Here is a 14895-nt window from a genome sequence, read left to right on the forward strand (position 1 = left end):
ACGCACAGCGTCGCGCCGCTTCGTCACGTTCAACTTGGTGAGGATCGCCGATACGTGGTGATCGACGGTCTTCACCGAGAGGTACAACCGCTCGGCCAGTTCGGCGTTGGTCAAGCCGTCTTGCAGCAGCCGCAACACCTCGACCTGACGTGTGGTCAGGCCCGCCGGGTTCGTCATGGTCGTCGCGCGCCGGGGGGCGGGAATCGTGGCGACACCTGCCGCGCGCAAGCTGAACCGCACCTTGGCGGCAACGGCATCGGCGCCGAGCCGGTCGAGCGCGTCCAGCCCACGACGCACCAGCCGGGAATCGCCGGAATCCACGAGGGCCAGCGCAGCCTCGTACGGCATCGACTGGCGATCGAACACCTCGGCGGCCGCTGCGCAACTTCCTCCGATCAGCGTGCCGTACGGCTCCGCGACACCCGTGACCGACACCGTGGAATCGATGCGCTGCAACCACATCGCCAGTTCGCCGCGCGCCCATTCCAACCCCTTCTGGGGCGAATCGTGGAGCAGCGTCCGGCACTCGCTCAGACGCGTATCGTCGATGCCGGTGAGCCAGTGTCGTTCGGCGATCGCCGCCGCGACCGGCAGCACCCTCACCAGCTCGCCGAAGCGGCGCGCCAGTTCCCACGCCCGGTCGATGCCGCCGGCATCGTCACCGCTTCGGCGCAGCGAGACGACCCCGTGGATCAGCAGTGGCCACGTCCGCGCCAACGGTGCGCTGGGACTGTCCAGGACACAGTCGGCGTCGGCGAGCGCGTTGTCCCAGTTTCCGCGCAGAAGGTTCAACCTGCTGCGGGAACCGAGTTGCACCATGCGGCAGATGGGAAGGTCGTGCTCGATCATCAGCGGGATGCTGACGTCGAGTAGGTGGGCGGCCTCGCCGAGTCGGCGCTGCTCGACGTCGAAGTAGGTGAGGTTGGTGTAGCCCGTCGAGTACACATCGTCGATGTGGCTGGGCCCGCCCGACAGCACAGCGAGAAGGCGATCGCGGCCCGTCCGATCGCCGGCCAGGATCTCACCGAGACACTCTGTGAGACGGACTCGCACAGTCAGGGCAGGATCCTCGACTTCGGAAGCGAGGTGTGCGGCGTGGTGCAGCGTCTGCGTCGCCACGTCGAGCCGGCTGGACTGGATGGCCAGAAAAGCCTGGGTGGCGAACGCATGCCCCAATTGGAGGAGCCGGGCCGAGTCCTGTCGGGCGGCGTCGCCTTCGAGCGTGGCGATGGCGTCACGGACATGGCTATCGGCAAGGGCGCGATTGCCGTTGTACCACTCGTAGATTGCGAGCGAATGCTGGTTCGCGCTGACCGTGACGGGCGCCCGCAGCTCTCGGCGGATCCGCAGGGCCCGGTGGCAGGCAGCGATCGCGTCGTCGAGTCGGTCGACGAGGTAGCACTCGGTAGCCAGCGACTCCAACAGTTCGGCTTCGGTTGTACGGGTGAGCATTCCGCCATGTTCGAGGGCGATACGGAAGAACTCGCATGCCTGGGTATGGGCGCCGGAACGGGCGGCGGCCCGCGCCGCATCGGTAGCCGCTGAGGCGATCAGCTCCGCATCGCCTGCCCCGATCGCGTGATGGGTCAACACCGCAGGGTCGGATTGTGACGCCTTGGCGTGTGCGTCGATGAACCGGCGGTGCAGACCGGGTTCGGCACCCGGCGGTATGACGCGGGACACCGCACGTCGGCACAGGTCGTGGCGGAAGGCCACACCACGGGCGTCCCGCCTGATCAGCCTCGCCTCGTCGAGGGAACGAAGCGCGGGCAGGGTGATACCCAGATCGGTCAGCAGGTGGTCCGGGATCGAACCCGGCGCGCACGTCAGCAGATTCAGAAGATCCCAGGCCGGAACGTCCAGACCCGCCGTGCGGGCCAGAATGGCGTCGCGCACCGTGGGGGGTAGGTCGGTGCCGTGATGGTCGAGCATCTCCGAGACAAAAAACGCGTTGCCGCCCGTCAGCGTGTGCAACCGCCGCGCGTCGATGTCGCGGTCACCGATCAGGGCGGCGACCGCGGCCGCGCTGAGCGGAGGCACGACCACTGACTGCGCATGAGCGGAGCGCGCGACATCTCCGAGCAGCCCACGCAGCGGATGGGTCACACTGACCTCGTCGTCGCGCACGATCCCGACGATCAGAAGTTGTGACTGCGCAGCACGACGCAGCAGGAACCGCAGCAGGTCGATGGTGCCCTGGTCGGCCCACTGCAGATCGTCGAGGACCAGTACGCACGGCCGACTGCGGAGCTCCTCGAAAACCGCGACGAAGATGTCGTACGGCAGTTTGCTGCTGCGGAGCAGCTCCTGCGTGGCGGGACTGAACTCGTGTGCCAGATCATGAAGTGGGCCAAGCGGCCTCGGCGTGGACAGCGGGTCACAGATGCCCCAGAGCACACGCCGGCCGTCGGTGAATCCGTCGACGAACTCCTCGACGAACGTCGTCTTGCCCGCCCCCGACTCGCCGCACACCATCACCGCGCCGCCGCGGCCGGCATACGCGTCGGCCGCCCGGGTCGCAAGCAGGTCGAGTTCGTGCTCGCGCTCGGTGAGCGTCACGTCTGAATGTTATCCCTGATGGGCATCCCACCTGCGGAAACGGTCCGATCCGGCGTTGCCGGTCCGGTGTCGGCGGGGAATGGGGAGTTTCTGCCGATGTCACCGCCCACCGCTTCCCGCAGGCTGGATGAGCCCGGCGCACCCGCGACGGTCCGATCGAGACCGAGGAGATCACGATGCAACGCTTTCTGATCGAACGCGACATGCCCGGCGCCGCGGAGCTGACCGACGAGCAGCTTGCAGAGATCGCCCAGAAATCCAATGCCACAGCAGACTCGCTGGGAGTGGATTACGCGTGGATCACCAGCTACGTCGCCGGTGACAAGGTGTACTGCGTGCATGATGCCGACAATGAGGACACGGTCCGCGAACACTCTCGCCGCGCCGGGTTCCCGGTGACGGCAGCGACGCCCATCGCCAATGTATTCGGCCCCGGCAGTGCCTGAGGCGGAGACCGTCGAGTCCGTTCTGGTTTGAGCTCACCACGTCAGGGAAGCCCTCCGTCGAGAGCTTCCGGCTTTTGTGATGTCCGGCGGCAGGCCCGCGCAGCCGCGAAGGGCGCAGATCAGAAAAGGTGAACAATGCCTGAGGAAGCACAGAGTCCGCTGACGGTGACCCGCGACACGACCGCGTCGGTGGACGCCGTGTGGGATGCGCTCGCAGACGGCTGGACCTACTCGCAGTGGGTGGTGGGCAACAGTCGGATGCGTGCGGTGGACCAGACCTGGCCGGCACCAGGCAGCCAGATCCACCATTCGATCGGTCTGTGGCCGCTGGTCGTCAACGACACCACCACGGTCGAGGCATGCACGCCGCGCGAGGAACTCGTGTTGCTGGCCAAGACGCGCCCGTTCGGCGCCGCGCGGATCACCCTGCGGCTCAGCGCCCTTCCCTCCGGAGGCTGCCGCATCGAAATGGCAGAGGTTCCAGCCAGCGTGCCGCTGAAGTGGCTCCCCGACAACGTCGGCCTCGCCGCTGCGTGGCCGAGAAATCGCGAATGCACCTGGCGGCTCGCCGCTTTGGTGGAGCGCCGCCGCCCCGACGCCGGGGACGGAGGCGGCGGCAGGTGACTTGTCCGCTCAGCCGGGATCACTGACTTTTGCTGCCGACGGCGTCAGCCCACGCGTGGCCGGCCCCTCCAGCAGTTCGCCGTCGGGCGCGAAGCGTGATCCGTGCAACGGGCATTCCCACGCCCGATCAGCGTCGTTCCATCGAACCACGCCGCCGAGGTGCGGGCACACCGGGGACGCCGTGCGGGCGACACCGTCGACCACGCTGTCGGCGTGCATGTTCCACGGGGGACCACTGACGACGCCGCCCCCTTCGCCGGGCGGCTGAGAACTACCGGCCCACGGGCTGACCCAACCTTTCGCCAGGTTCAGGCCGACCTCCAGGTTGGATTGAAGCGCCGTCGCCGCCCCCGCCAGTTCGCCTGTGCGCCAGCTTGCGAACGCAGCAGACCAGTCCATCCGTCCGCCGAGGATCCGACTGGTCAGCGCCAGGGCCGCCGCGACGCCATTCGACATCCCCCACTTGTCGAATCCCGTTGCGACATAGATGGTGTCGAGGCCGGGGAGCAGCGGTCCGACATAGGGAAGTTCATCGATAGGGGTGTAATCCTGAGCCGACCAGAAATGGGTCTGCACCGCCCCGGGGTAGTGCAGTCGTGCCCACCGGGTCAACTCCTCGATCCCATGCGACGGTGCTGCGGACCGTCCGACGGTATGGCCGGCACCACCGACGATGAGTTTGTCGCCGTCGGCCGTCGGCGCGTAGCGCACCGACCGGCTCGGCGAGTCCACCGACAGGAACATCGGCCTGGTCACGTCGCCGGGCACATCAAATGCCAGGCAGTAGGACCGCTGGGGCTTCACCCGGGCGAAGAACGCGCCGCGGTCCAGAATGGGAACACCCGTGGCCAGGATGCACCGCGGCGCGGAGATCCGGGTTTCGGACGACTGCCGTTCGTCGTCGGTCGACAGGCGCACCTCGATTCGCAACGGACTGCGTCCCGACACCGCATGCACCCGCGCTCCGGAGATCACCAGACCACCGTGCGCCTCGAGTTCCTCTGCGAGCCGCTGCAGCAACGGCATCGGGTCGATCTGGGCCTGCGCGGCCAACCTGACGCCGCCGTGGAACGGGAAAGGAACGTCGGCTTCGTCGCACCAACTGACGTCGAGCCCCGCCGCCCGGCACGCTGCGAACTCGTCCCTGGCGGCATCCACGCCGTCGGGGGACTGGGCATAGGTGAATGCGTCTTCGTGCTGTGCGCTCACACCGTGCTCGTCGCAGTACCGCAGCAGCCAGTCACGGCCCTCGGCGTTGCCCGTGGCGTAGGCGCGCAGCACATCGTCGCCGTGCTTGGCCGCGATGCGCGACAGCTTGGTGCCCTGCAGCAGGCTCACCTTGCCGGTGGTGTTCCCGGTGGCGCCCGCTCCGATGTGGCGCGCCTCCAACACGACGACCTTCATCCCGGACCTGGCCAACAGGACCGCCGTCGTCAACCCGGTGATGCCCGCACCGACGACGACGACGTCGGCATGGTCCGGGACATCGGGGCGGGCGCTGGAACCGGCACGGGTGGTCAGCCACAAGGAGGTCATATCGCGCGGCTACCCGACGCGGGCAGTGCCAAACGGAACCGGGCCACGGATAAGGGTGTGATCGGCGGGGCGATGACACAATGGGCGCACCGTGGCGCGCGCCGCAGACAGGTAGGTGTGTGTGCGAGCTGAGGATCGGGTAACCGGCGCCGGTAGGACGTTCCAGAAGGTTGTCCATGTAGACGGGATGTTCGTGATGTGGCGGTGCAGCGGCACGGTCGACGATGGCTGAGGCGAGTCCCGAGAGCTCGTCCACAGCGGAGGTCTTTGCCGCCGGGGGTGCCGTCGGACGCGATCACGCGCAGGTGAATTGGGCGGCCACCCCGCTCGGCCCGCCGGAGGTGTGGCCGCAGAGCCTGCGGACGGCGGTGAGCATCCTGCTGTCCACTCGGTTTCCGATGTGGATGGCCTGGGGTCCAGAATTGACGTTCTTCTGCAACGACGCGTATCGCCGCGACACTCTGGGACGCAAGTACCCGTGGGCACTGGGGCGGCCGGCCAGCGAGGTGTGGGCTGAGGTCTGGAGCGATGTCAGCCCACGCGTGGAACGGGTCCTGTCAACGGGTGAGGCCACGTGGGACACCTCCCTGCTGCTGTTTCTTCAGCGTTCGGGCTATCCAGAGGAGACGTACCACACCTTCTCCTACAGCCCGCTGCGCGACGACTATGCCCGGGTCGTCGGCATGCTCTGTGTTGTCAGCGAAGACACACTGCAGGTGATCGGTGAGCGGCGCATGGCGACCCTGAGAGACCTGGGCTCCGACCCGAGCGTGGTACGCAACGAGAGCGAGATCCTGAGCTTCGCCGACCGGCAGCTCCGCCAGAATCTACGTGACCTGCCCTTCACGCTGACCTATCTGTTCGACGACGCCGGCGACGCGCGGTTGGTCGGCACCAGCGGGATCCCGGCGGGCCACCCGGTAGCGCCGGAGACCCAGGCGGCAGGCGGCGTCGGCCGCTGGCCGATGGAAGCACCGGCGCGAGGTGAGTCGGTGCTCGTCGACCTCGACGCACTGGCCAACCCCGATCTGCCGACCGGAGACTGGAGTGAGCCGCCTTCGCAGGCGCTCGTCGTTCCCCTTCTGCAGCAAGGCGGTTCCCCCAGCGGGTTCCTGGTGGCGGCACTGAATCGTTATCGCCCGTTGGATGAGGGGTACCGCGGGTTCGTGACCCTCGTCGCCGGGCATATCGCCGCCGGCATCGGACTGGCCCGCAGTTACCGCGTTCAGCAGCGGCGAGCAGAAGAACTCGCCGAGCTCGACCGAGCCAAGACGACCTTCTTCTCCAACGTCAGCCACGAGTTCCGTACCCCGCTCACACTGATCCTCGATCCCGTCGCCGAGTTGCGCCAGGCCGAGGACGTCGGCGAACGAACACGCCAGGAGCTTGATGTAGTGTGGCGCAACGGGTTACGCCTGACGAAGTTGGTCAATACGCTTCTGGAGTTCTCACGCATCGAAGCCGGTCGGACGCAGGCACGCTACGAGCCTGTGGACCTCGCCGCCACCACCGCCGAGTTCGCGGGCGTGTTCCGGTCGGCGGTCGAGCGCGCCGGACTCAGGCTCGCGGTGGACTGCCCCCCGATGGGCGAACCGGTCTACATCGACCGCGACATGTGGGAGAAGGTGGTGTTCAACCTCCTGTCCAATGCGCTGAAATTCACGTTCGAGGGCGCCATCTCGATCGAAGCGCGCCGCGAAGCGCACCATGCCGTCATCGTGATCTCCGACACCGGGATCGGTGTGGCCCCCGACGAGATCCCGCGGCTCTTCGAGCGGTTCCACCGCATCGAGAACGCACGTGCGCGCTCGCACGAGGGAAGCGGTATCGGGCTCGCGCTCGTCAAGGAACTCGTCGGGTTGCACGGGGGAACCATCGAGGCCGAGAGCGTCGAGGGGGTAGGGACCAGCTTCACCGTGCGGTTGCCGTTCGGGGTCGCGCATCTGCCGGGGGATGCCGTCGTCGCGCCGACCACTCAGACCCGGCCGGGCAGCAACACCGCTGAGACCTACGTGCAGGAAGCGCTGCGCTGGAGCACCACCGATGAGGCCTCCGAACAGGTCGACAGCGCGCCAGGCTTGCCCGGCAACGCCCGCACAACCGGGCGGCCGGTGCGGGTGCTGATCGCCGATGACAATGCCGACATGCGCGACTATCTGACCCGACTGCTGCGAGCCGACGGATACGCGGTGCACGCCCTCGGCGATGGACAGCAGGCATTGGACAGCATCCGGGTCAGTCCGCCCGACATCGTGATCAGCGACGTGATGATGCCACGACTGGATGGCCTGGAGTTGGTGGCGGCGTTGCGGGCCGACCGCCGCACCTCCGCTGTGCCGGTGCTGCTGCTGTCCGCCCGCGCCGGCCAGGAAGCATCCATCGGTGGTCTACAGGCCGGTGCCGACGACTATCTGGTCAAGCCGTTCGCCGCGGCCGAACTGCTCGCCCGGGTGCGCAGCAACGTCGAACTCGCGCGGTTGCGCGAGCACCACTCGCAGTGGCGCTCCGCCCTTGTTGATTCGCTGCAGGAAGCCTTCTTCGTCTGCGACGAGGACGGCGCCGTCATCGAGATCAACGCCGCGTTCACCGACATCCTCGGCTTCGGCGTCGACGGGCTGCCTTACCCACCACTGCACCCGTGGTGGCCGTCGGCGGACGGCGACTCCGAAGCCCACCGGCAGTTCACCGACGCTTTCGGTCAACTGATGGAGCAGGCGAGCGGCAGCCTGGCTGCGGTCCCGGTCACCCATCGCGACGGCCATCGACTTTGGGTCAACGCCACCTTCAGCCACACCGCCGATCCCGTCACCGGTCGCCAGGTCACGGTCGGGACGCTGCGGGACGTCACCGCCGAGCGGTACGTCGTGCAGCGCCAGACGGCGCTGGCGTCGCTCAACGAGCGGCTCGTCCAGGCCGACACCCTCGACGACGCCGTCCAGGGCGCGGCGGACGTGCTGTGCCGGGTGTGGGATGCGCGGCGGGTGCGAGCGGTGACTTTTCCTTCGCCGCACTCCGGAAGCGGGCCCGTCCCGCAGTTGCTCTTCGCCGGAGATGGATCCGCAGATTGGCAGGGTTTACCACCGCGCACGCGGGAGGCGGTCACGTCGCTTCGTGACGGCGAACTGTTGGTCCCCGACCCAGGGGTGCCCGGTGAAGCCGCGATCGCTCTGCAACACCCCCAAGGAGTGCTGGTGGTGCTCATCGAACTCAAAGACCAACGGCCCTTCACCTCGGAGGAGCACACCCTGCTCACCGTGCTTGCCGGGCGCCTCGGTCAGGGTCTGCAGCGCGTACACCAGGTCGACCAGCAGCGGGAGACGGCGCTGGCGCTGCAGCACGCGATCCTCGGGCCCGCGGTGTCCACCGGTTTCGCGGTGCGCTACCAGCCTGCAACAAGTCCGCTGCAGGTGGGCGGCGACTGGTACGACGTGGTGGATCTCGACGACGGCCGGATCGGGCTGATCGTCGGCGACTGCGTCGGTCACGGACTGGCGGCCGCGGCGGTCATGGGCCAACTCCGCAGCGCTGCCCGTGCGTTGTTGCTGGAGCGTCCCAGCCCCGCCGCCGCACTGTCGGCTGTGGACAGGTTCGCAGCACGGATACCAGCAGCACGATGCACGACGGCGTTCTGCGCGGTGCTCGATCCGGAAACAGGTGACCTGGCGTATTCGTGCGCGGGGCATCCACCGCCGATCCTGGTGCGGCCCGACCGCACCCGCGTCCTGCTCGAGGATGCGCAATCCGTGCCGCTCGGGTTGGCCACGGACCGACCCCGACCCGAAGCGCACACCACCATGGGGCCGCGATCGACGCTGCTGCTCTACACCGACGGTCTGGTGGAGCGCCGCAGCGAAGCGATCGACGACGGCATCGCCCGCGCCGCCGAATTGATGGAAGGCCACCCCGAGACGACCTTGGAGGACCTGGCCGGGTTGATCATGACGCGGTTGGCGCCCGACGACGGATATCAGGACGATGTCGCACTGCTGCTGTATCGCCAGCCCGCGCCGCTGGAAATGCAACTGGCACCCGACGTGGGCGAGCTCGCCCCCAGCAGGGCGGCGCTGCGGGGCTGGCTGACCCGGGCCGGGCTCAATTCCGAGCAGACCCTCGACGTGCTGATCGCCACCGGGGAGGCGCTGGCCAACGCCATCGAGCACGGCCACCGGCACTCGCCGACAGACACCGCGAGCAGGGTGACGCTGCGCGCGACCGCTGTGGCGGACCAGTTGGATGTCACCATCGTCGACACCGGCACCTGGAAGACTCCGGTCGAGGCCGCTCACCGCGGTCGCGGGATCGCACTCATGCGGGGTCTGATGCATGATGTGTCGATCGAACCGCAGGCCGGCGGCACGACGGTACACATGCGCTCAAGGATTGTTTGATGGTCACACCGCTGGGCTTGACGACCGACAGCCGAGCCGACGGATCGCTGGTGGTCCGCGCGACAGGCGAACTCGACCTGAGCAACATCGACATGTTCTCCGAAGCCTTGACCGACGCACGGAAGGCGGGTGCTGATCATCATCAGCTCACCGTTGATCTCAGCGGAGTCGACTACCTGGACAGCTGCGCGATCAGCGTGCTGTTCGACCACGCCGAGAACATCCAGATCACGGTGAACCCGATCCTGATGCCCGTCCTGAAGATCAGTGGCCTCACCGAGGTGGCCACAGTGAGGCCCGCCCCATGACCGTTGTCCTTGCCGTGCTGTGTGCCAACGGAATCGTGGTGGCATCCGACTCGCAGATCACCGATCCGGGCAGGGGGCTGTCCTATCCGGCGCAGAAGCTGCACGCGTTGGGTGACCACGCCGCCTGGGGCGGCAGTGGATCCCGTGCGGTGCTCTACGACATCGAGCAGATCTTCGACGATGAAGCCGACGCCGTCGTCGAGGCCAAGAATCTCGGGCACGCACTGCAGTCAAGGGTGCTGCCGGTGCTCAAGCATCACTACGAGAACTTCATCTCCGAGGTGCCCGGCCAGGAAGCGGCCGGTACTCCGGCCACCTACGTCCTCGCCGCCGGCTACTCCGGCGACGAACCGTTCATCATCGACCTCGACCCGAACGGACTGATCGGGCACCACGAGGAAACCGGATTCCAGGCGATCGGCAGTGGCGCCCCGATGGCCCAGCAGGCCCACGCCCTGCTCGCGCATTTCCAGATGGCAGAGCGTGATGTCGACTACGGCGTGGTGGCCGCGCTCCGGGTGCTCGACGCGCTGGACGCCTCGTCACCCAGCGTCGGCGGCCCGATGGACATCTGCCGGATCACGCCCGAGGGCGCGACGCACCTCAGTCCCGATGAGGTCGAGGATGTCCGACGGCAGGTGCAGCGGTGGGTCGAACTCGAACACCGGGCGCTCGACGAACTGTTCGGTTAAATGATCAGGCCCCAGGCCGCGAAGTAGTGGCACAGCGCCGCCGCTGCGGTGAAGGCGTGGAAGAACTCGTGATGGCCGAAGGTCTGTGGCCACGGATTCGGCCAGCGCAGGCCGTAACAGATGGCGCCGATGTTGTAGAGCACGCCCCCGAGGATCAACAGCGCGACCACCGGCCACCCTGCGCCGTCGACCAGGGTTCCGGCGAACCAGATCGCGGAGTAGCCCAGCAGCAGGTAGAGCGGTAGCCCGACCCAGCGCGGCGCCGACGGCCAGAACATCTTGAGGACGACGCCGGCCGCCGCGCCCGACCACACCATGGTCAGGGCCTGCGCCCCGGTGTGCGGCGGCATCGCCAACATCGCGAACGGCGTGTAACTGGCGGCGATGAACACGAAGATCACCGAGTGGTCGATGCGCATCATCCACTTCTCCGTCGCCGGAGACTTCCAGTCGACCCGGTGATACGCAGCGCTGATGCCGAACATCGCGACGATGCCGACGGCGTAGATCAAGGTGGCCAGCCCGGCCTTGGGTGACACCGTCAGCCAGGCGACCGGCACCAGTGCCGCCCCGGCCACGATCGCGGTGGCGGCCGAGTAGAGGTGAATCCAGCCCCTGGCGCGCGGGGTGTGGAGAAAATCGGTGATGGTGTCGGCGACGACCTGGGGCAGATCGTCGTCGATGAGATCGGTGTCGTCGTGAGCATGGCCGGCGGCGAACACCGGAGCCGTGAAATCGGCTGGCCGGGACGTCACGGGAGGCTTGTCGGCGATGAACGGTGGGTCAGGACGCCTCCATTGTCGATGGCGGGACCAAGCATAGAGGTGTTGTGACTGTTGCAGGGCCGCCGCCACGCCTGTCGCCACACGCGTCACAGGGTGTTCACCGGCAATCCACCCCGGGATCGCGCAGCTGCCGATCAGCCGATCAGCCAGCCGGCGGCGGGGTCGACGGCCAGGCTTGCGGCGTCGACGGCTTCGAACAGGTTGATCGGGATGGTGTTCAGCTCGCTCTTGGCGGTGACGTAGTCGGTGTCTTCCCAGCCGTTGCTCATGGCGAGGAGGCTGGCCCCGTCGGTGCCGGGGCCTTTCGAGTCGAAGACCACCGCCCCGTGCACCTGCAGTGCGCGCAGGATGACCTGTGTGGACTGCGCGTACCGGCTGATGTCGACGTCGCCACGCAGGCGCAGCACCGTGCCCATCGGGATGCCGTCGGCGGCGCTGCCGTCACCGGAGCGCGCCGGCCAGACATATCCCGCGCCGACGTCCTTGGCGATCGTGATGCCGAGCATGTGGTCGATGTAGCCGCGCTCGAGGTCATCGGGTCGCAGAATCATCGGCAGATAGGGGAGCCTGGAGGCATTCGAGTGGCCGATCGTCGGGTAGAGCGGCGAGCTCATGTCGTACTGCGCGCCCGCCTCGGCGATCCACCGGGAGCCCCAGATCGCCGCGTAGGCGGCGTTACCGAGAGCGTCGAGAATGCCGGCGGACGGCAGTTCGACGCCGTTGGCGACGTTGTACAGCTCCTGGGAGATGCACGTTCCCTCCTGGAACACCAGCAGATGGCGGTCCCACGCCGGGACCGACGGCATGCCCTCGACAAGCGGTCGGTGGGGGATCGCATAAGGCCGGTCATCGATGCCGGGTCCGGTGGTCGAATAGCCGCGGTTGAACACCACGTCTTCTTTCGGGTGTTCCGCGCCGACGACGTTCACGGGGATGCCGCCGGTGCTGCCCATCCATTCGTTGCCCGCCCACGCCGCGCGCAGGGTGGCACCCCGGTCGCCGCCGAGCAGGCCGATCCACGTGTCGGACTCGGGCATCGCGGGAAGGCCGCGCAGATCAGCGTGGAAAATTGTGTCCTTGGGCATCAGGATGCATCCGCAGAACGTCGAAAGCTCTGGTGCCGAGACGGTTTCGTCACCGGGACTGATCACCACGCTGACCGGGACGGTAGTGACACCGCCGTGGCCGTCCTCGATGGTCACGTCGAAGGAGTCCGACCTGTCGTAGCGCAGCGCGTAGGGGTGCGCTGCGTGGTACCGCGCGGTCGCCGACGGCGTGTAGGTGAAGGTGCCGTCGGCGTGCACCACGACAGCACCCTTGAGTGTGGCGGTGGGCCCCCGGTAGGCCAGCTCGTCGCCGTCGGGATCGGCGCCGATCACCATGCCGCTGACGACCGCGGTGACCGGATCGGGATCGTCGACCTCAGCGGTGGCCGTAGGGGAGGAGTTCACCGGGCTGACGGCCACGGTGACCCTGATGCCGGTGACCGCGCCGAACTTGTCCGAGACCGTCACGGTGAACGTGTCGGTCTTGTCCGCGGCTGTGGCGCCGACGGCTGCCGCTCGGTGTCGCGCAAGGGCGTTCGGTGTGTAGACGAACGTGCCGTTGCTGTTCACCGTGACGGCGCCCTTGGCGGTCGTAGTGGTCGAAGCGAGGAAGCTCAGGCGATCCCGATTGGGGTCGGTGGCTTTGGCGTTTCCGGTGACCACGCCGGTCGCGCCGGCAGGCATGCTGACCGTCACGGCGCCCGCCCTGGGAGCGGAGTTGATCGGCACGATGCTGGTGGTCACGGCGACCGAGGTCGCCGCTCCGTGGCTGTCGGTCGCCGTGACCGAGAACCGATCAGAGTTGAGCGATGGGAAGAATCGGGCCAGCACCCGCACGAATGTTGTTGGCGTGTAGGTGAAGTTGCCCGCCCCGTCACCGATCACCTTGCCGAAGGACGGCCTGGTCGTAGTGAACGTCACCGGGTCCGAGTCGGTGGCGGTGACCGTCACCTGCGTGACGCCGGAGAGAGGATTCGGTGCGGCGACGGATGCGCTCACCGCGGGCGGGGAGTTCGGCGCGCTGACCGCGGTGAAGGCCTGGCTGGTCTGCGTCGCCGAAACACGCTCGGCTGTGGGCGACTCCGACGCGGCGGGTTCGCCGGCGGGATCCTGGGACTGGCGCCGCGCCGAGGCCACCATCGTCGACACCGCCTGTACCTGCACGGGGGCGGGGTTCGGTTCGTCGCGTGCCGGGTCGTCGTCCGCCGGGTCCACGTCATCGTCTGCCGGGTCGTCGCCCTCGGCCCGCTCCGGCGCCTGATCAGCCGGTTCGACCGGCGAGGACAACCGCACGGTGCTACGTCGCGGCGACCGCTTCGGCTCTGACGATTCGCTACCGGACTGTGCCGTCGACACAGTGCGGTTCGACCGCTCGGACGCGGTGCCGTCATCGTCGGCCGAGTTGATGGAGCGTTTGGGCGGATCACTCGACGGCGAGTCCGCGCTGCCCGCCGACGCCGATGAGTCGGTGGGCTCCGCGGTGGCTTCACTCAGCCCCCCGGTGACGATCGCCAGCCCGACACCCAGTGAGACGGCAACGCCGGCAACCCGACCGGCCTCTCTTCCAGTGACCATGGACGCCCCCCTCGAGCGAACTCTGACGCTAGTCCTCGTGCAGGGGAAGCGGAGTAAAAATCAGAAAATCTGAGCGTGCCGAGGGGTGCCCGAAAACGCCTATGAACGGCGAGCCAGCTCATCGATCATGGTTGAGTCCAGCTTTCCCAAGAGGTCGCCTGCGTCCTCGAACACTGCCGAAGCGCCGGCCTCCAGCAACTCCGCTCGCGACGTCCCGCCGCTGAGTAGTCCGATGGATGTGACCTTCGCGCGGGCGGCCGCTTCACAATCCCAGATGGCGTCGCCGACAAAAACGGCGTTCTCAGCGGTCACCGACGCGCGTTCCAGGGCGACCTCGACGATGTCGGGCTTCGGCTTGGCGGTCTCGACATCTTGCGATGACGTCACTGCGGCGATGACGCCTTCGCAATCGAGAACCTTTCTCAGTATTGACAATTCATCTTCCGGCGCCGACGTCGCCAGCACCACCTGCAGACCCCGGTCGGCCACTGCGCGCACCAGGTCTCTGGCTCCGGGTAGCGTGGCGAGCAGGCTCGCGCTCTGCTCGTAGAACTCGCTGTGCCCCTTTTTCAGACGTTCCATCACGTCCTGGCCGGCATCGCCCGAGAGCGTCCGTACCAGCCTGGTGCCGTCCATGCCGATGCAGCGATGGATCCGCCAACCGTCGACCGGCAGACCCTCGGCGTGGAAGGCACGCAGCCACGCCGCGACGTGCAGATAGTTGGAATCGACCAGAGTGCCGTCCACATCGAACAGAACAGCGGGTGCCGGGGACGGCATCAGGTGCCCCCGTCACCGGTCGATGAACGACGGTGCGTCACGGTGCTGGGACCTCGACGCAGCCCACGCCGGGTATGCAACCGCCGCCGCCGTCAGGTCCGCCGCTTCCGGTGGGTCCGCCGGGGATGGCTCCGCCGCCGCCGTCGGGACCGCCGC

Annotated in this window: 10 protein-coding genes; 5 read left to right on the forward strand and 5 right to left on the reverse strand. The window is 67.7% G+C overall.

Annotated features, from left to right (window positions below; genetic code table 11):
• A partial coding sequence (locus tag WA965_RS24605) for an AAA family ATPase (RefSeq protein WP_526448165.1) occupies positions 1-2559 on the reverse strand: 2559 nt, incomplete at its 3' end.
• A 176-nt stretch (positions 2560-2735) separates the two neighbouring features.
• Between WA965_RS24605 and WA965_RS24610 the strand changes: the two genes are divergently transcribed.
• Positions 2736-3005 (forward strand): nickel-binding protein, encoded by a 270-nt coding sequence (locus WA965_RS24610; RefSeq protein ID WP_526302561.1) that lies wholly within the window; start codon positions 2736-2738, stop codon positions 3003-3005.
• A 135-nt stretch (positions 3006-3140) separates the two neighbouring features.
• Positions 3141-3629 (forward strand): SRPBCC family protein, encoded by a 489-nt coding sequence (locus WA965_RS24615; RefSeq protein ID WP_526302559.1) that lies wholly within the window; start codon positions 3141-3143, stop codon positions 3627-3629.
• A 9-nt stretch (positions 3630-3638) separates the two neighbouring features.
• Here WA965_RS24615 and WA965_RS24620 read toward each other — a convergent pair whose 3' ends face one another.
• Entirely contained in the window at positions 3639-5165 is a 1527-nt protein-coding gene (locus WA965_RS24620) for an FAD-dependent oxidoreductase (protein WP_526302557.1), read from the reverse strand.
• Positions 5166-5389: 224 nt separating this feature from the next.
• Between WA965_RS24620 and WA965_RS24625 the strand changes: the two genes are divergently transcribed.
• Genes WA965_RS24625 through WA965_RS24635 form a run of 3 tightly spaced genes read left to right on the forward strand, consistent with a single transcriptional unit; the run spans position 5390 to position 10553 of the window.
• Positions 5390-9553, forward strand: a complete 4164-nt coding sequence (locus WA965_RS24625) for a SpoIIE family protein phosphatase (protein ID WP_526448166.1) — start codon at positions 5390-5392, stop codon at positions 9551-9553.
• The gene (locus WA965_RS24630; RefSeq protein ID WP_526302553.1) at positions 9553-9861 is read left to right on the forward strand and encodes an STAS domain-containing protein; all 309 of its coding nucleotides are present in this window, start codon (positions 9553-9555) and stop codon (positions 9859-9861) included. Before WA965_RS24625 ends, WA965_RS24630 begins: the two co-directional genes overlap by 1 nt.
• The gene (locus WA965_RS24635) at positions 9858-10553 is read left to right on the forward strand and encodes a proteasome protein (RefSeq protein WP_526302551.1); all 696 of its coding nucleotides are present in this window, start codon (positions 9858-9860) and stop codon (positions 10551-10553) included. Before WA965_RS24630 ends, WA965_RS24635 begins: the two co-directional genes overlap by 4 nt.
• On the opposite strand, the gene trhA is transcribed toward WA965_RS24635, so the two are convergent.
• From trhA to WA965_RS24650, 3 genes are all read right to left on the reverse strand, one after another.
• The gene (trhA, locus tag WA965_RS24640) at positions 10550-11236 is read right to left on the reverse strand and encodes a PAQR family membrane homeostasis protein TrhA (protein WP_178362359.1); all 687 of its coding nucleotides are present in this window, start codon (positions 11234-11236) and stop codon (positions 10550-10552) included. The genes WA965_RS24635 and trhA overlap by 4 nt on opposite strands.
• A gap of 236 nt (positions 11237-11472) precedes the next feature.
• On the reverse strand, positions 11473-13959 hold the full coding sequence (locus WA965_RS24645) for a cadherin-like domain-containing protein (protein WP_526302549.1): 2487 nt from the start codon (positions 13957-13959) through the stop codon (positions 11473-11475).
• Between the two features lie 99 nt (positions 13960-14058).
• Positions 14059-14739, reverse strand: coding sequence for an HAD family hydrolase (locus tag WA965_RS24650; protein WP_526302547.1), 681 nt, complete (start codon positions 14737-14739; stop codon positions 14059-14061).
• Positions 14740-14895 lie beyond the last annotated feature (156 nt).

It is taken from the genome of Mycobacterium sp. (genome assembly GCF_049683935.1).
Classification (GTDB): domain Bacteria; phylum Actinomycetota; class Actinomycetes; order Mycobacteriales; family Mycobacteriaceae; genus Mycobacterium.

Excerpts from the sequence above, each read along its gene's own strand:
- WA965_RS24610 (WP_526302561.1), top strand. The coding sequence starts at position 2,736 with ATGCAACGCTTTCTGATCGAACGCGACATGCCCGGCGCCGCGGAGCTG.
- WA965_RS24615 (WP_526302559.1), top strand. The coding sequence starts at position 3,141 with ATGCCTGAGGAAGCACAGAGTCCGCTGACGGTGACCCGCGACACGACC.
- WA965_RS24620 (WP_526302557.1), bottom strand. The coding sequence starts at position 5,165 with ATGACCTCCTTGTGGCTGACCACCCGTGCCGGTTCCAGCGCCCGCCCC.
- WA965_RS24625 (WP_526448166.1), top strand. The coding sequence starts at position 5,390 with ATGGCTGAGGCGAGTCCCGAGAGCTCGTCCACAGCGGAGGTCTTTGCC.
- WA965_RS24630 (WP_526302553.1), top strand. The coding sequence starts at position 9,553 with ATGGTCACACCGCTGGGCTTGACGACCGACAGCCGAGCCGACGGATCG.
- WA965_RS24635 (WP_526302551.1), top strand. The coding sequence starts at position 9,858 with ATGACCGTTGTCCTTGCCGTGCTGTGTGCCAACGGAATCGTGGTGGCA.
- WA965_RS24645 (WP_526302549.1), bottom strand. The coding sequence starts at position 13,959 with ATGGTCACTGGAAGAGAGGCCGGTCGGGTTGCCGGCGTTGCCGTCTCA.
- WA965_RS24650 (WP_526302547.1), bottom strand. The coding sequence starts at position 14,739 with ATGCCGTCCCCGGCACCCGCTGTTCTGTTCGATGTGGACGGCACTCTG.